The 19,342-nt window shown below is 65.9% G+C and carries 15 protein-coding genes and 2 pseudogenes; 11 read left to right on the top strand and 6 right to left on the bottom strand.

Annotated elements, in window-relative coordinates:
- Positions 1-1,135, top strand: a 1,135-nt coding sequence (locus tag BUC15_RS19545) for a hypothetical protein (RefSeq protein WP_217652228.1), incomplete at its 5' end; no start/stop codon positions are given.
- A 135-nt stretch (positions 1,136-1,270) separates the two neighbouring features.
- On the opposite strand, the gene BUC15_RS12510 is transcribed toward BUC15_RS19545, so the two are convergent.
- From BUC15_RS12510 to BUC15_RS20790, 4 genes and pseudogenes are all read right to left on the bottom strand, one after another.
- Positions 1,271-3,646, bottom strand: coding sequence for an Eco57I restriction-modification methylase domain-containing protein (locus tag BUC15_RS12510; protein ID WP_281249289.1), 2,376 nt, complete (start codon positions 3,644-3,646; stop codon positions 1,271-1,273).
- A 239-nt stretch (positions 3,647-3,885) separates the two neighbouring features.
- On the bottom strand, positions 3,886-5,298 hold the full coding sequence (locus BUC15_RS20795) for a hypothetical protein (protein ID WP_245787973.1): 1,413 nt from the start codon (positions 5,296-5,298) through the stop codon (positions 3,886-3,888).
- Entirely contained in the window at positions 5,295-8,483 is a 3,189-nt protein-coding gene (gene drmD / locus BUC15_RS12505; protein ID WP_084189568.1) for a DISARM system SNF2-like helicase DrmD, read from the bottom strand. The genes BUC15_RS20795 and drmD overlap by 4 nt, the downstream gene beginning before the upstream one ends.
- A gap of 888 nt (positions 8,484-9,371) precedes the next feature.
- Positions 9,372-9,491, bottom strand: a pseudogene (locus tag BUC15_RS20790) (integrase core domain-containing protein); the annotation flags it as partial.
- Positions 9,492-9,885: 394 nt separating this feature from the next.
- On the opposite strand from BUC15_RS20790, the gene BUC15_RS12500 reads away from it, so the two are divergent.
- From BUC15_RS12500 to BUC15_RS12475, 5 genes and pseudogenes are all read left to right on the top strand, one after another.
- Positions 9,886-10,854 carry a DUF262 domain-containing protein gene (locus tag BUC15_RS12500; protein WP_073188797.1) on the top strand — a complete coding sequence of 323 codons (969 nt, stop codon included), beginning with the start codon at positions 9,886-9,888 and terminating at the stop codon, positions 10,852-10,854.
- 13 nt (positions 10,855-10,867) lie between these two features.
- Positions 10,868-11,460: pseudogene (locus BUC15_RS21095) on the top strand (DEAD/DEAH box helicase family protein); the annotation flags it as partial.
- A gap of 283 nt (positions 11,461-11,743) precedes the next feature.
- The gene (locus BUC15_RS12485; protein WP_073188791.1) at positions 11,744-12,328 is read left to right on the top strand and encodes a type IV toxin-antitoxin system AbiEi family antitoxin domain-containing protein; all 585 of its coding nucleotides are present in this window, start codon (positions 11,744-11,746) and stop codon (positions 12,326-12,328) included.
- Positions 12,325-12,732, top strand: coding sequence for a nucleotidyl transferase AbiEii/AbiGii toxin family protein (locus tag BUC15_RS12480; RefSeq protein WP_073188789.1), 408 nt, complete (start codon positions 12,325-12,327; stop codon positions 12,730-12,732). Before BUC15_RS12485 ends, BUC15_RS12480 begins: the two co-directional genes overlap by 4 nt.
- Before the next feature lie 46 nt (positions 12,733-12,778).
- Positions 12,779-12,976 carry a hypothetical protein gene (locus tag BUC15_RS12475; RefSeq protein ID WP_217652226.1) on the top strand — a complete coding sequence of 66 codons (198 nt, stop codon included), beginning with the start codon at positions 12,779-12,781 and terminating at the stop codon, positions 12,974-12,976.
- A 269-nt stretch (positions 12,977-13,245) separates the two neighbouring features.
- On the opposite strand, the gene BUC15_RS12470 is transcribed toward BUC15_RS12475, so the two are convergent.
- Positions 13,246-14,517, bottom strand: a complete 1,272-nt coding sequence (locus tag BUC15_RS12470; RefSeq protein ID WP_073188786.1) for an ATP-binding protein — start codon at positions 14,515-14,517, stop codon at positions 13,246-13,248.
- Positions 14,518-14,808: 291 nt separating this feature from the next.
- On the opposite strand from BUC15_RS12470, the gene rhuM reads away from it, so the two are divergent.
- Positions 14,809-15,222, top strand: a complete 414-nt coding sequence (gene rhuM / locus BUC15_RS12465; protein WP_073188784.1) for a RhuM family protein — start codon at positions 14,809-14,811, stop codon at positions 15,220-15,222.
- A gap of 629 nt (positions 15,223-15,851) precedes the next feature.
- Here rhuM and BUC15_RS12455 read toward each other — a convergent pair.
- Positions 15,852-16,103 (bottom strand): hypothetical protein, encoded by a 252-nt coding sequence (locus tag BUC15_RS12455; RefSeq protein ID WP_073188779.1) that lies wholly within the window; start codon positions 16,101-16,103, stop codon positions 15,852-15,854.
- Between the two features lie 119 nt (positions 16,104-16,222).
- Here BUC15_RS12455 and BUC15_RS12450 point away from each other — a divergent pair, with 119 nt between their 5' ends.
- The 4 genes from BUC15_RS12450 to BUC15_RS20465 all read left to right on the top strand — a co-directional run bounded on the left by BUC15_RS12450 (position 16,223) and on the right by BUC15_RS20465 (position 19,154).
- Positions 16,223-16,816 (top strand): GNAT family N-acetyltransferase, encoded by a 594-nt coding sequence (locus BUC15_RS12450; protein WP_073188777.1) that lies wholly within the window; start codon positions 16,223-16,225, stop codon positions 16,814-16,816.
- A 358-nt stretch (positions 16,817-17,174) separates the two neighbouring features.
- Positions 17,175-17,591, top strand: coding sequence for an NAD(P)-dependent oxidoreductase (locus BUC15_RS12445; RefSeq protein WP_073188775.1), 417 nt, complete (start codon positions 17,175-17,177; stop codon positions 17,589-17,591).
- Positions 17,592-17,837: 246 nt separating this feature from the next.
- Complete coding sequence (locus tag BUC15_RS20470) at positions 17,838-18,659, top strand: MFS transporter (protein ID WP_217652225.1); 822 nt, start codon at positions 17,838-17,840, stop codon at positions 18,657-18,659.
- Between the two features lie 18 nt (positions 18,660-18,677).
- Positions 18,678-19,154 (top strand): MFS transporter, encoded by a 477-nt coding sequence (locus tag BUC15_RS20465; protein ID WP_217652224.1) that lies wholly within the window; start codon positions 18,678-18,680, stop codon positions 19,152-19,154.
- The last annotated feature ends 188 nt before the right edge of the window (positions 19,155-19,342 follow it).

The raw sequence follows: 19,342 nt of genomic DNA, 5'->3' as shown, positions 1-19,342 counted from the left end.
GTCGTTGAACAACTTGGCGAACCGGCTTTCGGAGGTGGGGGACCGGACCGGTGCGCTACAGGCGTTTGAAGACGCGTGGAGTGGCTTGACGTCCGGTACTGAGATTCACCTGCGTCTTGCCCGCGTGCGTTGGCTCTTGCAGCAGCCCGGGAGCAGGGACGACGTGGGCGACCCCGTCGTCTCGGACCTGGCGGAGGCTTCCCTGCTTTGTGAGCAGGTGTCGGATGATCCTCGTGCGGCCGGTGAGTCCCGTCGGTCCGTTGTGGGCACGGTCGCTTGGGTCCTGGAAGAACGCCCTGATCTGGCGGATGAGTTCGTGGCCAAGCTGCCAGGTTGGACCTTGTTCCAGCCCGGTGAGGACCTGATGGGCCTCGGGAATCAGTGGTTGCGTGCCGGCGCGTGGGCTGCGCGAGAGCAGTTCCTGTCGGACCACCTGCATCAACTGACCGAGCCTGAAGTGCGAGCAGGCCTTCGACTGCTGTGCTTCCAACAGCCAGAGCTGGGAGAATTGGCTTTGCTGGAGCGGCTCCTTGACGACATCGAGCGCGACGGCCTCCCAGCCGTCCTGGCGGGAGTCGGGCCCATCTTCGTGCTTCGCGAGCAACTGGAGGAATGGTTGCAGACCACGGACTGGCACAGCTCTGAGCGGTACCTACTGCGACACCCTAACCTCGTGGGCAGCCGCGATGCACTGGCAGTCCTGGCCAGCTATGGGGATAGTCCGATGATCCGTCAGCATCGTGGTCTCCTGGTCTTGGCGGCAGCGGCCGGGGTTGAGGCCGCCTACGCCGCACGTGCCGACGCGGAGATTGCTGCCGACCTTGGCAACGAGCTCATCGAGAAACTCCAGTGGGATGCGATCCCAGCACTGCTGCAGTCCGCGCCGGGACTGGCGAAGCACCTCTTCAATGTGGCGTACCTGATCCTTGTCCATAGTGCCATTGATCATCGAGAGGATGGCGACTGGCAGCCAGATGAGGACCTGCTCGGCATGCTGCGTGAGGTTGGGACTCCCGAGCAGTGCCAAGTCGCGGCCAACCGGCTCCGACGCCTCAGAAAACATCACCCTGACCTGCCAGCAAGACTCAGCAGCCTTGCCGATGCACTGGTGGAGGATCAGCCGGAAACTGACTGATGGTCGAAACCGTGTCTGGCTCCCCGAGGATGGTCCCGATTGGTTTCGACCGACGCGACGCGCTCGTTCCTCGCGGGTCGCTGGCTCAACCATCTGGATACGGCGCTGGCTCAACCATCTGGATACGGTGCCGGCTCAACCGCTTGGGTGGGCGCGGCGGTGGTTTTCTTCCAGTAGGCAGTCGAGGACTTCTTCCCGGGCGGTGGGGCTCACCGTCCAGCGGGTCATCTGGCGGTAGGTGTGGAAGCCGTGGTCCAGCGGGACGTCGGCCCAGCCGTAGGCGCGCATCACCGCGTGGTCCAGTTCCTCGTGGAGCCCACGCAGCCTGGCCACGTCCGCATCCGATGTCGAGCGGATCGACTCGTCGTTGACCAGGTTGTACAACTTAGTCAACCCCAAGTCCCGGCGCAGCATCAGCTCTCGCCGCTCCGAATCCAACGTTCGACCCAACTCGTCCAACTCCGCCGTCTCCGGCGGCCGCGGGAACGTCTCGAACACATCCGACGGCGTGTAGCGCACACGGGTCTCAAGTGTTGAGCCGTATGTGATCGCCCAGAGTTGGTGCAGTGACGACGACAGCACCGCCTGCTGTGCGAACGAGTCCGTCGCGAAGACCACGATCTGCTCGCTCATCACTTGGTTGGTCGGGATTCGAGTTGGCATCACTGTCTTGCTTACCCGTGCGATGGCCAGCACGTGGCCGAGGTCCTTGATGGCGTCCCGCAGCGCGGGGCGCTTCTCGCCGAACTGCCACCAGTAGTCGCGGTAGACCTTGCGGTTGTTCCGTGCGCGCTCGGGGAGGACGGTCTCGTGTAATCGCTGCCACGGCAGGGCGTAGGTGGACGCGATGTCCTCGGGGCGGTTGTTGAAGTCAATGACCCAGCGGGGGGTGGACTGGTCGGGGCGGGAGTTGAGGTCCTCGCCGTTCAGGTAGGGGAACAGGACCTCGGCGTTGCGGGGGTCCTCGCCGATCCAACTCTGGGCCTCCTCGGGGTCGAGGACGAAACCCATCCCCAGGACGATGCAACCCTGGAAGGCGATGCCTTCGTTCTCCGGCAGCCTGACCGGGGCTCCGGTGGCGCGGCCCTGGGGTTCCAGAAGGGTGGAGATGCGGGTGACGGGAACGTCGTCGGAGACCCGATGGATGGTGTCTGGGACGAGGGTCCTGGTACCCCAGACCGCGGCGTATTCGAGGTTGGCGCTCGCGGCCGGCCACTTGCGGCTCTGGATGCTGCGGGTGATCGTGAAGCCGTCGCGGACGATCTGGTCCAGGCCGACCTCGCGGGTGTCGCCCTGGGCGAGCGTGTTCGTCGCGATCAGGCCGAGCGTCCCGCGTGGCCCGATCAGGGAGAAGGCGCGGAGGAAGAAGTAGGCCACCAGGTCGGCGCTCCCCCGGGCGCCGCCAGCCAGGGTGTTGACGAACCACTCGCGCAGGTTGTCGCCCATGGCGCCGGTCAGCTTCTGGCCGCCCAGGAACGGCGGGTTGCCGATGATGGCGTCGAAGCCTCCCTTGGGTTGGCCCAGCGTGGGTTCGAAGACGTCGGGCAACTCGACGGCCCAATGGAGCGGCTGCCAGCGGTCGTAGCCGGTGGCGACTGTGGGGCTGAGTCCGCGCCGGAGTATCGAATCGAGAAGGCTGCGGTCGGCATCGCCGTGGCTGGGGTAGGCGTCGTTGACGGCGACGCGCAGGTTCTCGTAGGCCTCGTCCAGCGGCTTGCTGGGCTTGCCGGCGTTGCGGTCGAGGGCAAGGCCGGCTGCGATGATGCCGTCGGCGACGTCGCGCAGCCGGGCGATGGTCTGGTGCAGCCGTTCGAGCTGGCGTTCCTTGGCCCTTGCGGACTGCATGGGGCTGGTGTCGTCGACCTCGGTGGCTAGGTTCCGCCGAAGCTTGATGGCCTGGTCTATGGTGCCGTGCACGTCGAGGGTGGTGCCGAAACCGGCGGTGGTGACGTCGAACAGCGCCTGGCTGGCGGGAGCGCGGCTGGCGTCGACGTGCAGGGCCTCGAGCTGGGCCAGATCGGTGACGCCGAGCAGCGAGTTGCCGACCAACAGCTTGTCGTCGACGAAACTGAACGGTAGGTGGGGGTCCAGCGAGACCAGCCACAGCGACAGCTTGCACATCTCGATGGCCATCGGGTTGATGTCCGCCCCGTACAGGCAGTGCGCCACCACCTGCCGAATCGCGTTCGTCTCCAGCTCATGCGCGCCAAGGGTGGCGACGCCTTCCTCACGCCACGCCTCCACCAGCCGGGCGCCGAGATAGCGTGCGGCGGAGACCAGGAACGCTCCCGAACCGCAGGCGATGTCGGCCACCTTGAGGTCGAGGATCTGCTCCGGCGAGATCAGCCGCCACTCGTCGCGGTTGGCGCTCTGGTAGGGGCCCGGCGCGTAGACGAGCGGCTCCAGCGCGTGCCTGACCACCTCCTCGGCCAGGGCCTTCGGCGTGTAGTGGGCGCCCGCGTTCTTGCGGGATGGGGTCTCGACGACGAGCAGCCCACCCGCCGGGAACACCGTGGGCCGGTTGCGCAGATCGCGGCGGATGGCGCCGAGCCAGGACCGCAGCCCGGCCGCGAGGGCGTCGTCGGAAGTGACGGCCCTGAGTGCCAGCTCGGCATCGTCGGGGGTGGTGGTCAGCGCCTTGGCGAGCGCGCTGGCGGTGGGCGGTACGCTGCCGGGCTGGTCCTCCTTGACCCACGCGATGACTGCGGCAGCGAGCTTCCTGGCATCCGGGTGCTGGGCGGCGAGGTGTTTCAGGACTGCGAGGGGGATCTCGGGCTCCTGCCCGGACCTGCCGATGAGCCCGACGACGGTCTGATCGGCCAGGCGGCAGTCGTAGCCGAGCAGGCCCTCGTAGATGTAGCCGATCTGCTCGACGTCGATGTCGCGAAACGAGATGGGGCGGCGGCCCTCGCCGGGCACGTCGGCCATCTGGACGCGTCGAGGACGTGCATCATCACCAGGTCGTCGACGGCGAGCGCCAACGTGCCGCGCGGGGTGAGCGCGGTTAGGAACGGGAAACGGTCGGGGTCGAACAGGGAGCCGCCGTAGGCGGGGATGCGCAGGTCCTCGAACGTTGCGCCCGCGTGGAGGGCGCGGGCGGTGGCGAGCAGGCGGTGCCACAGCGCGGACGTGGCGTCGAGGGCCTCGGGCGACTCGTCGCGTTCCCGCTGCCTGAGTTGGTCGAGTTGGCCGGTCAGGCCGTAGGCGGAGTTGAACAGCGCACTCTCCGGCAGCAGGTCGCGCTCCTCGGCGAACAACAGGAACACCACCTGCATCATGACGGTCACCGCGGCGGTGTAGACGTCGGCGGGGTCTTCGGGGAGCGGGTCGGGCTCGCCGCGGCGGCGGGCCTCGTCGGCGGTCTCGGAGAACGACTGCACCAGCAACTCGACGGCGCGCCTGACCTGGCGGCCCAGCGCGTCGGTGATCTCCTCGGCTGCGGTGACCGAGTCGGCGAACATAGCGGGCAGCTGGTCCTCGGGCCTGCCGCCCGCCAGCCGGATCGGGGAGACCAGCGCGGCCAGCGCGTCGCGCGTGGCGGGCTCCTCCACCCAGGTCTGGCTGTCGACGACCCCGGAGGCCACCGCGATCCCCGGCTGCGCCGAGACCAGCGCCCACCAGCGGCCGTCGGTGACCACGCCAACGGGTACGCCGGAGGTGCGGAGCAGCGCCTCCATGCGGTCGATGTGGTTGGCGGCCCAGCCGTCGTCGACGAGGTCGCGCAGGCTGCGGACCGGGTCGACCACCAGGGTCAGCGCGTGCGTGGTCTCGCCGCGGCGGAATGCGCCGGTGCTGGTGGTGTGGACCCGCTGGTTGGGGGAGGAGACGGTGACGTGCGGGTCGGCGGTGGTCAGGTGCTGACCCCAGCCGAAGGTGCGGCGCAGCACCAGCTCGACCCACTCGTCGCGCGCGCTGCGGTACGACTCGGCGGTGGTGGCACCGGTGGACCAGGCGTCCCAGGTCTGCTCGAAGGCCTGCTTGGCGGTCTTCAGCTCGGCCAGCAGCGCGACGTCGGGCGTGGCGATGCCCTGCGGGTAGACCCGCCTCAGTGCCGGGATGGACAGGAACGGGCCGTCGACGTCGACCAGTTGCAGCCAGCGGCGGTGCAGCTCGGTAGGGCTGACCTGGGGGCGGCGGGGGCGCGGGTTGGGGCGGGGGCTCATCGGGCCTGCCCCCAGGCGGCGGCGTCGGCCGGGGTCAGCGCGAAGACCAGCGCGACGGCGGAGACGTAGGGGTGCACGTCGGTGTAACGGTCGCGGATCAGGCCCAGCTCGCGGCGCTCCTCGTCGGCCAGGGAGTCGAGGCGGGCCTCCATCACGCGCAGGTCCCGGGTGCGCTGGGCGCGCTGGTCGTCGGCGAGCGGCAACATGTCTTGCTGCTCGTCCTCCTCGCGGCGAAGCCTCGCGATGGAGTCGGTCAGATTGCGTCGGAAGGCTGTGAAGATCTCCGTGGCGCGGGTGAGATCGGCGTCGCGGCGGGAATCGAGGAGGTCCTCGACGCGGCGCTGCCGGGTCTCGGCCCGGCGCTGCATCGCCCCGGTCAGGCGCTCGTGGAGGCGGCTTTGGGCGTCGCCGTCGCCGTTCCACAGGTCGGCCAGGTGGGCGCGGACGGCGGCGGTGGCGGGGGTGTGGCGGCCCGGGTCGAGGGCACGGTCCAGCAGGATCTGCACCTTCTCCTCCGCCAGGTCCTGGGCGCGCATCCGAAGGCCGGTGACGAAGACCTCCTCGTGGAGGCGCAGCCCGCCACGCCCCACCAGCACCAGCCGGGAGACCGCGGCGACGCAGGAGCTGTCCAGGCCGTCCATGACGACGGCTGTCACCCGGTTCACGTCGGCGCCGACCGTTACCAGGCCGTTGCGGAGCAGCCTTGCCGAGCGCTGCAACAGCGGGTGGCCGAGGTGGATGGCGACCAGATCGGCTCTGGTGGTGCCGTCGTCGGGGTCGATCAGCGCGTCGGGATCGAATGTGATCGGGCGCTGGCGGCCCGGGTCGAGTTTGGTGGCGAGCCCGGCCAGGGACTGCTGCCAGCGCGGCCCGAGCGGGGGGACCCGGAAGACGGGTGCGTTTGTGCGGTCGTCGCCGATCTCGACCAGCGCGGGCTGGCGGGCGAAGGTCAGCGCCGTCTCGACGACCCGACGCGTGGCCTCCGGGGTGAGGTGCAGGTCCCGCTTCTTGGCGTCGAAGGAGCGGGAGAGCTCGTCGAGTCGACGGTTCAGCTCCAGCCCGCCGGCCAGGGTCTTGTTGATGATGGTGGCGGCGCGCTGGTCGACGACGGTGCTGCGGTTCTTGTCGGGGGAGAAGTGCTGCTGGATGTCCAGGTCGATGACCTGGTTGACCGAGCCGAGGTCATGCGCGACCTGCCCGACCTTGCGGGCGATCAGGGCCATGAAGTCCATGTCGGCGCCGAACGTGGTGGAGGACTCGTCGGGGACGAAATGGAAGACCTCCGGGGTGGCGGTTTGGCCGTAACGGTCGATGCGGCCGATCCGCTGCTCCAACCGCGACGGGTTGAACGGGACGTCGAAGTTGACCAGGCGGTGGCAGTGGTTCTGCAGGTCGATGCCCTCGCCGGCGGAATCGGTGGCGACCAGCACGCGGAGCGGGTCGTCGGCTGGGTCGACGGTGAAACGTTGGCGGATCAGCTCGCGCTCGTCGGCGTCGGTGGCGCCCTGGATGACGGCGAGGCGGTCGCCGTAGCCCTTGGATCTCAGCACCTCGACGATCCAGTCGAGGGTGTCCGCGTACTCGGTGAACACGACGACGCGCTCGTTCGACCAGTCGCGCCCGATACGGACCACGCCGTCGAGGAAGGAGATCAGGGCGGCCAGACGGGAGTCGGGACGGGCGGCGTAGGACAGGCCCCAGTCGACGAGGCGGTCGATGTCGGCTGCCGTGGCGGCGGAGAGGGGATTGGTGGCGGCGCGCATGCTGAGTGCGGTGAACTCGGGGTGGTCGCGGAGGCCTTCCTCCTCGTCGCTGGCCTCGCTGCCGAGGACCTCGCGGAGGACCTCGTCGTCGTCGAACAGGGAGGCGGCCAGCGTGCGGCCCGGGTGGGCCAGGGTCTCGGCATAGGCTGCCAGCGTCCGGCCGAACGCGACTGGGGAGGACAGGAAACGCTTCTTCAGCAGCATGCCCACCAGGTCGTCGCCCTGGCCCGGGCCATTCTTCTGTCTGCTGGCGCTAAGGAGGTCGGCCAACAGTTGGAAGTGGGCCTGCTCGTCGTCGGCGGGAGTGAACGGGAGCTGCCTGATGCTGCGGGTCGGGAAGTTCTTCGAGGTGATCTCGGACTTCAGGCGGCGGACGGTGATCTCGCGCAGGGCGTGCTCGTCGAGGTCCGCGCCGCGGGAGAATCGGCGGTTGTCGATCATCTCCAGCAGTGCCGTGAACGACTCGCTGTGGCCGTTGTGCGGCGTGGCGCTGAGGAACAGGCGATGCTCGCAACGCTCCGCCAGTTCGCGGGTGTGGATGGTGCGCTGGCTGTCGACGGCGTAGCCACGGCTGGATTGGCCGATGCGAGCTGGGGCGGAGGGTGCGACGTGGTGGGCCTCGTCGACCACCAGGACGTCGAACGCGAAACGGCGGGCGGAATGGGAGTCGTCGACGTCGGCGTAGATCTCGCGCAGCAGCCGCTGGGCGCGGGCCGAACGCAGCCAAGCCATCGAGACGATGACGCGCGGAAACAGGCGGAACGGGTTGGCGTTCAGGCCGTGGCTGCGACGCAGCTCGGCCATGCGGTCGCTGTTGACCACGGCGAAATCGAGGCCGAACTTGTCCCGCATCTCGTCCTGCCACTTCAACGACAGGCTGGGCGGGCACACCACCACCACCGAACGGGCGCGGTGCCGCAGCAGGAGTTCCTGGATGACCAGGCCAGCCTCGATGGTCTTGCCGAGGCCAACGTCGTCGGCGAGCAGCAGGTTGGCACGTGGGGCCTGGAGGGCGCGCCTGAGTGGCTCGAGCTGGTACGCCTCGACGTTCGCTCCCGAGCGAAACGGGGACTGGTAGGCGTCGTCGTCGGCGGAGGTGACCGCGCCCCACCGGGCGGCGTCGACGAATGCGCCGAGCTTGTTCGGGTCGTCGAAGGCGTCGGGGCTGATACGGGCGGGAAGGCCTTGATCCGGCGCGAGCGTATTGCCCACCTCCAGCTCCCAGATGACGCGCAACTCGTCGCCGAGGTTGTCCTCGCCCAACGCCTGGAGCGTGACGACGTGCTGCAGGCCCGCGACAGTCTCGTCGGCGGGGGACCGGCTCAGGCCCTGTTGGTGCACGTCCGTCACCGCCCACATCGCACCCCGAACCTCGACCACACGCCCCGGCAGCAGCGCTTCGGCGGTTGGCGTGATGGTCATGCGGTGCTCTCCTTGCAAGTCGACGTGGCACAGTCAACCACGAACGAGGAGCGTCTGGAGTTGTGGAGGGGGAGGGTGTAGGAGGAAATAGTCCTGCTGGTTTTGCGGGGGTGAGATGGGGAACAAGCATTTCTGTTGCCAGATCTTTGCCGAGAGTTCAGCCCGGCACTCCACAGCGCTGAAGACTTTGATGTTGAGCTGATGAACGATGTGCCCGTCGCGAGGGGAACCGTGGGCCCATCTCTTGGTGGGATCAAGCTGGGATCGAACTACCCAATAGGTGCTGAAATGCCTAGCCAGATACAGGTTCCATAGGGGTTCGAGTCCCCTATGCTCCACACCCAAAGTGTCGTACGGGAACCCGCGACATCGCTGTTCCCGCTCATTGAGCGAGCGGAGCGAGTCGAAACGTTCCGTTTGGCTTCCTTGCTTCCGGTCGCCTTGTGGACGATGGGGGCGAACGATTCTGCGAGCCTGGGTCGCAATTGCTCGTCGTCGGTGATCTCCAGTCGCGTGTAGAACGCTTGGTTCGCTAGCCTCCTGCTTCCGTTGTCCAGAGTGCGCGTAGGCGCGGTGGGCGTCGGTGAGTAGCCGCAGGCTGTCGTGGAGGAACAGGCGCCCACCGGTGTGTTGTTCGTCTGATGGGTGAGGCGCTGCTCGATGTTGGCGAGTCTTGCGCGGATGCGGTCTTGGTGCCGTTTGAGCGTCGGGAGGTCGATGGCGTCGGCGAAGTGTGCGGCCAGCAGCTTGTCGCTCTCGGCTTCGAGTCGTGCTCGGTTCGTGGTGAGGTCGGCGAACTCCTGATCCCGCCCGGCACCGCGCTTGTCGAACGCCGCGTCGACTTCGGCGGCGAGGTGCCGGTAGTCGGCCTCGCTGATCGTGATGTTGCCGATGGTGATGGTTGTAGGCGGTCACGAAGTCGTCCAGGAACTGCCTCGCGTGTGTCAGCGAGACGAACTGGTCGGGGAAGACGGGCAGGTATTTCATCGTCTTGAACAGTGATTCCGAGCCACGCGAACACCATCGACCGGGACCGAGACGCCACACTCGACGCAGCCCGCGCCGCGCATCCCGAGCGGTTCGGTACCCGCGCACAAACACGACCCAAGATCCTCGACCGCGACCCCGCAGCGTGGATCAACCGGCGCCAGCCGACGAGATACAACTCGCCGCCTAACACCAACCGGCCTCATCTAGCTTGACAAGTTCCGGTGGGTCACGTCACCAATTTCATACAGACTAGTACGGACCTTGATCTGCAAGGCGCGTGGCAGGGTTCAGAGGGGTGCTCGGATCAACGCATATCGAAGGCTCTCGATAGACTGGGGTGGCACGTCGAAGTCACGGCGCTGTCGCTGTGGTCCTGCGAAAGGCGCAGTAGTTACGTCAAGCGAGGGACGCAGTGGGAGCAGGTAGCGAGGCACAGAACCGCACGGTTAGCGACTGGCTCAACCATATCGACGGGGGTCAGCTCCGCCTGCCGAGTTTCCAGCGTGGCGTCGCGTGGGAGCCGAAGCGCGTCAAGTCGATGCTGAACACGATCATCCACGACCTCCCTCTTGGGGTCGCGCTCGTGCTGAACGTCGGCGACAAGGAGCAGTTCGTCTCCCGTGCCCTGCACACCGCTCCTGAGACAGGCGAGTCTGTTACGGAGCATCTGCTTGATGGCCAGCAACGACTGACCGCGCTCTACCGGGCACTGCGTGATAACGACGACAAGGTTACATATTTCCTGCACTTCCCGGAACTCGACGATGAGCCGCGAAATGATGACGAGGAGGTCTCGATCCGGGTTGAGAAGCGGTGGCGGAGTAGGCAGGGCACCATTCGTCCGATATGGGCGGACTCCCCGCGGGACTGCCTCTATCGTGGTCTAGTCCCCGTGAGGCTCCTCGATCCAACGCACGATGAGGTCACCGAGTGGGTGCAAGCTGCCACCGCGCACATGGATCCAAGTGACGACATTGACGACTTCGCGGAGTTCAAGCGGCGACTTGCCGAGGCAACTGCTTTCCGCGACTCGATCAAGAATGTCATCGCTGAGAAGCGTGAGATCGTCAGGCACTTCAACCTCCCGTATCTACGACTGCCTGCAACGACGAGCAAGGACACAGCGCTCTCGGTCTTCGTGAACATGAACACGAATGCGAAGCCGCTCTCGGCGTACGACATCGTCGTGGCTGAGCTCGAGGGTGCGACTGGTGAACGGCTCAAGGAGATGGAAGCTCAGCTCGATACTGAGCTGCCACGCCGTCACGGCTTCGACGTGCACCGGGCCTCACGTCACCCAGTCCCTTCTCTTCGCCGATGGCGCCAGAGACTGTGTGCATCTCACACACCCCAACACCCCGACAGGCTGTCGGTGCGCTAGGTTCCAATGCGAGATGAGCATCGACACATACGCGCCCGGCAACGTCGTCGTGGTGCGCGATGAGGAGTGGTTGATCAGGTCGGTCGACGAGTCGTCGGACGGCCCGGTGCTCAACACCCAGGGGCTCTCCGAGCTTGTTCTGGGCCAGGATGCGGTCTTCTATCCCTCGCTCGATGTGGGTATCAAGCTCAACGATCCACGCGACGTGGTCATCCGGCCGGACGACTCGCCCAAGTACCGCCAATCCCGGCTCTGGGTGGAGTCGACGATGCGTAAGACCGCCGTCCCCCCAGTGACGACTAGCTGACCGTCGCGCCCCGCATGCTCGCCCGCCAGTTGGGCTACCAGCACAAGGCCGTCGCCAAGGCCCTCGACCCCGCCACGCTGCGCCCCCGTATCCTGCTGGCTGACGCTGTGGGCCTGGGCAAGACGCTGGAGATCGGCATGATCCTGGCCGAACTCATCCGGCCCGGCCGCGGCGAGCGGATCCTCGTCGTCACGCCAAGGCATGTGCTGGAGCAGATGCAGCACGAGCTGTGGAGCCGCTTCGCCATCCCGTTCGTCAGGCTCGACCCCCAGGGCGTGGCCCGCGTCAAGCAGACAATCGAGGGCGCTCAAACGCGTATCAGAGCTGATTACTGGGCCGGTGACGGTGTTGAGCTACGAGGCAGCGCGATCTCCCGAAGACCCCATGGGAATGTCGTCCAGGCGCGCCTCGGGTCATGGATCAACGCGATGGTTGAGGCAGGACTGACTCACCGCCTCTCAGCCAAGGGCCGCCACAAGCTGGCGATGGGCAACTTTCAGACACTGAGAAGCCTCCAAGAGTAAAGGTATCCCTTTACACTAGACGTGTTGGTGTTGAGGAGTCCTTACGGGAGGTGGAGGCGTGGTTGCGGCGGACGTCGAGTTGCTTGCAGCTCTGCCCGGTACCTTCCGATACTCGGAAGCCCTTGACCACGTCAGCGAGCGCCAGCTCCGCCGCCTCATCGATGAGGGCAGCATCACCCCCCTCGCGCGCGGCCTCTACCGCAAGAGCGACTGGTTTGGGGACCAGGACCTGGTCGAGGTTGCTGCCAAGGCGCCGAGGGCGACGCTGTGTCTGCGCTCGGCACTTGTTCATCATGGGTTGATCGACGACATCCCCATCGAGATCGACATCGCTGTCCCGCGTGGCGCATGGACTCCTGAGACGATCGCCCCGGTCAGGTGGAGACACTTCGATCGGGAGACCTTCGAGTTGGGCCGAGAGTCGCTCGACATCGACGGCGGGGGACACATCGGTCTCTATTCCACCGAGCGCAGCATCGTCGACGCGTTCAGGATGCGCCACCTGGAAGGTGGCGACCTCGCCAACGAGGCGCTCAAACGATGGCTGCGTGGTGGTGGGCAGCCGTCGGAGTTGCTGTTGTTGGCGCGGTCGTTCCCCCGTGTGCAGTCGGTGTTGCGTAAAACGTTGGAGATCCTGCTGTGAGCCGGGTGATGAGGGGAACTCCTTCAGGTGATGCCTATCTCGATCTCCAGAACGAGGCTCGTCGTTCCCGTCGCCCCTCCCAGGAGTTGTTCCAGCTGTACGTACTCGAAGGATTCTTGGCGCGTCTGTCCGTCAGCGCACTGCGGGATCGGTTCGTCTTGAAGGGCGGCGTGCTCCTTGCAGCCTTTGATTCCCGACGCCCGACCAAGGACGTCGACCTTGCAGGGCTCGACATCCCCAACGACACCGAAGCCGTTCTCGCCCTCGTCCGTGGTGTCCTCGCCGTGATACCAGCCTTGGACGACGGCGTCGAGTTCACGCCTGAAACCTCGTGGGCTGAGGTCATCCGTGAGGCGGATGACTACTCCACCCGTCAAGCACGTCGTTCAACGGACGGATCGTGACCTCGGCCAGCGCGAAGCTGCCGTTCCATTTCTGAGGTGATGACCAATGCCGCGCGCTGTTGATGAGATCCTGCAGCACGCCGATGAGCTTGTGGCGCGCTTTGAGTCCTACGAACCCAGCCCGGCCGACGAGCAGGATGCAGGTGCTGTTGCGCAGTTGCGAGCGGCTGTGGTCGAACGTTCCGAGGCGGAACGGCACCTGATCGACGCCATCCGGAATGCACGTGAAACCGGACTCTCCTAGGCCGAGATCGGCACGTTCGTCGGCACCACAGGTGAGGCTGTGCGTCAGCGCTACTCGGACAAGGTTGCCTGACGGCGTCCGAGTCCTTGGTCCGTTCTCGGTGGGATCGGTGTGGGATCAAGCACTCTCAAGGGGTGTGGTGGCCCTAGTCAGGAGCCAGTTCCTTGAGGGTTCGAGTCCCCTATGGTCCACTCCCTGAAACCTGGCTGCGACCACCAACTCGCGACCGAAATCTCCAATCAGAAACGTCTGATGCCCAGTGGCGTCGGTCATGGGCCGAGGAGTGCGAGTGGGACGACGGCGACACCGTCGGGTCTGCGGTAGGCGACTTCTCCGGTTGTGATGACCACCTTGTCAATGAGCCTGTCTCCGAGGTGGGTTCCGAGCCAGTTCAGGTGACGCACGTCGGCGTCGCCGACGGTTGGGGCCAGCTTCACTTCGATTGCCAGCACTCTGCGGTCTTCGCCCTCGACGATCAGGTCCACCTCTCGGGAACCGTCATGGGTTCTCAGGTGGCCGATGGTGCCCCAGGATGCTTCCGCGTAGACGCGGATGCTTTGCGCGGCGAGGGACTCGAACAGGGCCCCCAGCCAGGTGCCGGTTCGTTGGTCAACACGCTGACCCTCGCCGGCCAGTAGCCCGGGCTTGCCCACGCCCACCAGTCTCGCGGCCAGGGCCGGGTCGACCAGATGATGCTTCGGGCTGCGGGTCAGTCGTTTGAGTGGGTTGAAGGCCGGTGACCAGGCTGGGATGGGGTCGAGGATGAAGAGCCGGGTCAGCTGTTCGCGGTAGGAGTCAACGGTGCTCCGGGCGGGTTTGTCGATCTCCCCGGCGGTGGCCGCGTTCAAGATGGTGGTGTAGGAGGCGTCGGTCGACGTCGCGGCGGAGTAGGCGGTCAGCCAGGCTTTCAAGGCTTCTGGACGTCGCACGGCCACGCCGTTTTCGGCCAATTCCCGCTCTGCGATGCGGGTGATGTAGCTGTCGAGTTGGACTTGGCGCGCTCGCTCAGGCAGGCCTCTTATCCCGGGAAACCCGGAGGCAAGCATCTCATCGACGTAGTCGGGGAGCCGCATGCGGGAGGCCCCGGCGATCCTGCCTTGGGTGCCGGTAAGGAGCGTCTTGAGGGAGACGGTCGCGTCGACCAGTCCGCGTTCGTGCATGGTCAATGGGCGCATCGCGGTGCTGACTATCCGGCCGGCGCCGGAGTGGATCCGCACTCCGGAGGGGACCGAGGCCGAACCGGCCAGCAGGAATCGTCCGCCTGAGGCGTCGTCGTCGACGGCGTGCCGCACCCAGTCCCAGATCTGTGGCACCAGCTGCCACTCGTCGATCAGTACAGGTGGGGGTATCTGGGTGATGTGGTCGAGGTTGGCGATGAGTACTTCGCGCTGCTGGGCGGAGGTCAAGGTCAGCACCGACTTGGCGCGTTGCGTACCCGTTGCGGTCTTGCCGACGCCCTTGGCCCCCTCGATGGCGATCGCGGCCAAGTGAGGGAACAACTCATCCAGCACATCGTCGAGGATCCGCCTCACGTAAGACATGGGCTCAGGCTACCGCGAGAGTGCCTCTATCCGGCAAATTTCAGGCATGCTGTCAGGCAAATCTAGTGGTTGCTGTCAGGCGGATTCTTGATCCCTGGATGCAACGCCGTGCATCATCGCCAGCCCGGGCGAGGCTGTGCGTCGACGTTGCTCTGACAACCCCGCACGGTTGCCCGACTGCGCACCTGTCTGGTGACCCGTTGGTGCGGGTCTTGACGCCGTCATAGGATTCGCAGTCCCGGTGCTGGCTGGAGTCGCCGTTGGCGCATCCTGGAATCCAGCCACCGGTAGGTGCTCGACCTCTACGCCACCATCATCGACTACAACCCCCAAGCCGAGGAGACCGTCGAGTTCTTCAAGATCGTGCAGAACAAACTCCACTACGCCGCGCACGGCCACACCGCTGCTGAAGTCATCGCCTCACGCGCCGCCGCCCAGCCGAACATGGGGCTCACTGCGTTTGCCGGAACGCGGCCCGTCAAGGCCGAAGTCTCGGTTGCGAAGAACTACCTCGACGAGCTCGAGCTCAAGAAGCTCAACACCCTCGTCTCGGCCTACTTCGACGCCGCCGAGTTCCGGCGCAGAATCACCAGCCCCACCTGTGGTGCCGACCACCGCCACCGTTCCGGCGATCCTGGCGACTCGACCCTGACGACTGGCGGGCTTCACTCCGATCGAGTCCTTGCCCACACTGTGCCCCGGTGAACGCCGAACCGGCGCGCGAGCCTGTTCACGCTGATGCCGTTTGCGGGGACTGTTCGCGAACCTGATCTGCAGCGACCCGGACCTCCGCTTGGGAGAGATCTCCGTCAAACTCTCCGCGCGATACCGGCAGGAGATCCCCATCGACGAAGCCGCATAGCAAATAGGAACGGCCCCTTGCCGGGCCGTTCCTCAGAAGTATGTAGGGCTGCCGGTTTGCCGACCGGCTCCTGTCTAGCTGCCCCACTTACGTAACCCAGACAGGAGCTGGTGCCCCACGAGATAACTGCGCAGGGCAACGGCAAGTCTCGATTACGAGTCACCTCGTCTGGACCCTCGTGTTGCGATGGCATCGGCAATCAGTAACGCTACTGCGACCCCAAAGATCCAGCGGATGGCATCCTCGCTGGGTCTCACAACAAGATCGACGAGGATCATTCCCACAACGATGACGGCCGTGGCGGCAGCCATAGTGATCCAGTACTTGGGTCCTCGCGTCATGAGTTGACTCATTTCTACTTGCAGGCGTTGTTCCAGGCGATCCACTGTGGTCTGTTGGCTGTGGTGCTTGACTCCCTTCCCAGCTGCCCGAGGTCGTTCAGTCGTCGGAGACCGTGACGTCCACCGGGACTTTACCGCTGGTCGCGTGCGAATAGGGGCACAATCTTGACCAGATGCAGCCTCTTGACGGTCCACCATGGTTGCTGCGGATCGGGGTTGCGTCCGCTGACCAGCGTGATCTGTTCGCGCACATACTGGTGCCGCTCGATGATGTCGATCATTGGCTCGGCGCAGTCGGCGCTGGAGTTGAGGGCGGGGGTGACGTATGTCCAGGCGATGTTGGAATAGGTGCGCAGGATCTCCCGTGGCCTTCGCGTGCGCATCGCACAGCACCTTGAACTCCGGCGCGTAGTTGCCTCCATCCGGCCCTTCGCAAGGGTGGCGTGGCCGCCTTCCACGTCGATCGTTCCTTGAGAAATGGGCTCCCCGGTAGGGTTGCCTCATGAGCTGGTCCGATGCGGTGATACTCGAGAACGCCGTGGCCCGGCTCAAACCGCTGACACTGGCCCATCGCGACGAACTGGCCGAAGCGGTCGCGGTCGGCGAGCTGTGGAAGACGTGGTACGCCCCGTCGATCCCGTCGCCAGAGGGTATGGCCGACGCGATCAGCGAACTGCTCGTCCGGAACAGTGAAGGGACTGCGGTTGCTTGGGCTGTGCTTGACGCGAAGGCGGGACGCGCCATTGGGATGACCACTTTTCTGAATCTCGATTCGGTGAACCGACGACTGGAGATCGGGTCCACCTGGCTCAGTAAGACCGCGCAGGGCACGGGGATCAACCCCGCCGCGAAACTCCTGTTGTTGGAGCGCGCGTTCGACGTGCTCGGCTGCATCGCGGTCGAGTTCCGCACTCACTGGCACAACCACCAGTCGCGGGCTGCCATCGCGAAGCTCGGCGCGAAACAAGACGGGGTGCTGCGCAACCACAAGGTGCTCCCAAACGGCACGATCCGAGACACTGTGGTGTTCTCGATCATCGACGCTGAATGGCCCACCGTCCGCCAAACGCTGTCCGAACGAATGCTCAAGGCGTAGGGGCGCGGCACACCCGGCCAGGTGCTGTGCGAGTCGCTGGGCCTTGGCCACATCGTGCCGAGTGGATGACGAACTGATGGGCATTCGTCGTCACGGCGCAAGAATCGACACCGCCGCCAAATCGCGGTCCGCGTCAGATCGCTGGTGTCCGCGCCACCAGTGGGAAGGCTCGTCACCAGGGAAATGTCGTCGTTACCTGTGGAAGGGCTCGTCACCAGCGGTATACCGCTGGTGTTGCGCTAAAGCGCTGGTGTCCGCGCCAAACCGCTGGTGTCTGCGTCAGATCGCTGATGTCCGCACCAAACATCATCGACGCCACCGGGGCATGGACGGCAGAGGGCGAGGTGCGCCGCACCTGATGCGCCTGCTTCGCGGCACCGAGACCAGGTATCTGAAAGTCGGTGGAGCCAACACGCTCTTCATCGACGGCGCGCACACACGCCGACTGCAGGAGTTGCCGAGCTACTATCCGCGCTACATGCAGGGGTTGAGCGATGCGCATCAACGAGGGCTCGACATCCTGCGTCGCTTCTCGGACCTGCGCTGGACCTACGTCACACCGGCGTACAAGTTCGCCCCGCTCGGCGAGTACACCGGCAAATACCATGTTCGGGGGGAGGAGTACCGCCCTGGCGAAGACGACGACCCGATGGATTACATCAGCTACGCCGACTACGCCAAGGCGATGGTCGACATCATCGAGCGGCACCAGTTACGTGCGCGAACAGATCACGCTGGTCAGCGGACGCAACCCGATCCGCAGCAACCATGGTGACCGGAGCGCCTCTGCCTCAGGTCAGAGCTTGACGTCCAATGGATGCGGAGTCGACGGCGTCACGCTGATTCTCATCGGCGAAGAACGGGAGGCCCTGTAGGATCTCGTGCAGTTCTTCGTTGCCCGCGACATCGAAGACGTTGTACCCTGGCGCCTCGCCAGATGAGACTCGCCAGGAAAGAACTATGCTCGGCTGGCGGATGTTGAACGGACAATGAGAACGAGGGCCGCAAGGTGTCAGAGCCGTTGAGCAGGATTGAGGAGCCAGGCCATCCGGGCGACGGCGCCTCCCCCAAGGACGGGGGTACCGGGGGCGACGAGCGCCCGGGATCGGTGCTTGCCGACGGTGGGGCGTGGCAAGGCAACGAGCGCGGCGGGCGGGGTTACCGCGCCGTGCTGCTCGCGTTGTTCTTCGCCGGGATCGCCACGTTCGCCCAGCTGTACTCCTTCCAGGGCGTATTGCCCATCCTGGCGCGCGACCTGGGTATCAATGCCGCGCAAGCGTCGTTGACGGTCTCCGCGGCGACGATGGGCCTCGCCGTGGCGGTCATCCCGTGGTCGCTGGTTTCTGACCGATTCGGCCGCCGCCGTACGATCGCCGCGGCCGTGATCGCCGCCACGGTGCTCGGGGTCGCGGGCGCGCTCATGCCCGGTTTCGCAGCCGTAGTCGTGTTCCGGTTCCTCGAGGGAGCCGCACTTGGCGGGGTGCCGGCAGTGGCGATGACCTATCTCTCCGAAGAGGTGCGCAAGAGCCACGTGGCGGTTGCCGCCGGCACGTTCGTCTCAGGCACGTCGCTCGGGGGACTGTCGGGCAGGCTGGTCGCTGCCCCGGTCGGCGACTTCCTGGGCTGGCGCGCCGGGGTGCTGACGGTGGCGTTGGTGGCGGCATGCTCGACCGTGGCCTTCCTGATGATCGCACCCCGGCAACGGGGATTCATTCGTCGCACGACCCGGCTCCGCGGAACTGACGGCCTGGTGGCGCGGCTCCTGACGAATCTGCGCGACCCTGGACTGATCGCCCTGTATCTGCAGAGCTTCCTGCTCATGGGCAGCTTCGTCGCCATGTAAAACTACCTGGGATTCCACTTGGGGGGCCCGCCGTTCAACGTCCCTCAGGGCGTCGTCTCACTGCTCTTCCTCTCCTATCTGATCGGGACCTGGACGTCGACGGTTGCCGGGCGCCTGGCCGAGCGCCATCGGCGCCGCCGGGTGCTGATCAGCTCGGCGCTCCTCATGCTCGCCGGGGCAGCGGGCACCCTGATCGTCTGGTTGCCCGCCATCGTCGTGAGCTTGCTGCTGTTCACCGGCGGCTTCTTCGCCGCCCATTCCGTGGCCAACGGTTGGGTCCCGATCCGGGCCAGGACCGGCTCGGCGCAGGCATCGTCGCTCTACACCCTTTTCTACTACGTCGGCTCTTCGGTGTTCGGATACCTGATCGGGATGCTTCTGAATGCCGCTGGATGGTCGGCCGCGGTGGGTGGGATCGCCGCCCTGATCGCCGTCGCCGTCGCCTCGGCCATGCTGCTCTTGAGGCCCGATCCGAAGAGTCGTCCCGCCCGGTGAGTACGTCGACGGCTGTGTCCGAAGTGGGGACTCGCCACCCAACCTGCGGGAGCCTGTCGGGAAATGGATACAGGCCCTCGGATAGCAGTGCACAAATCTCTCCATGTGTGGAGGCAGGCGCCATATGGGGTTGCCTCGACGCATAGAGAGATCTGTGCACGCTCAGCCCGGTCGGCTTCCTGCGGCAG

Origin of the sequence: Tessaracoccus bendigoensis DSM 12906, from assembly GCF_900141915.1 — a bacterium.
GTDB classification, from domain to species: domain Bacteria; phylum Actinomycetota; class Actinomycetes; order Propionibacteriales; family Propionibacteriaceae; genus Arachnia; species Arachnia bendigoensis.
This window is presented reverse-complemented; position numbering and strand designations above follow the sequence as displayed.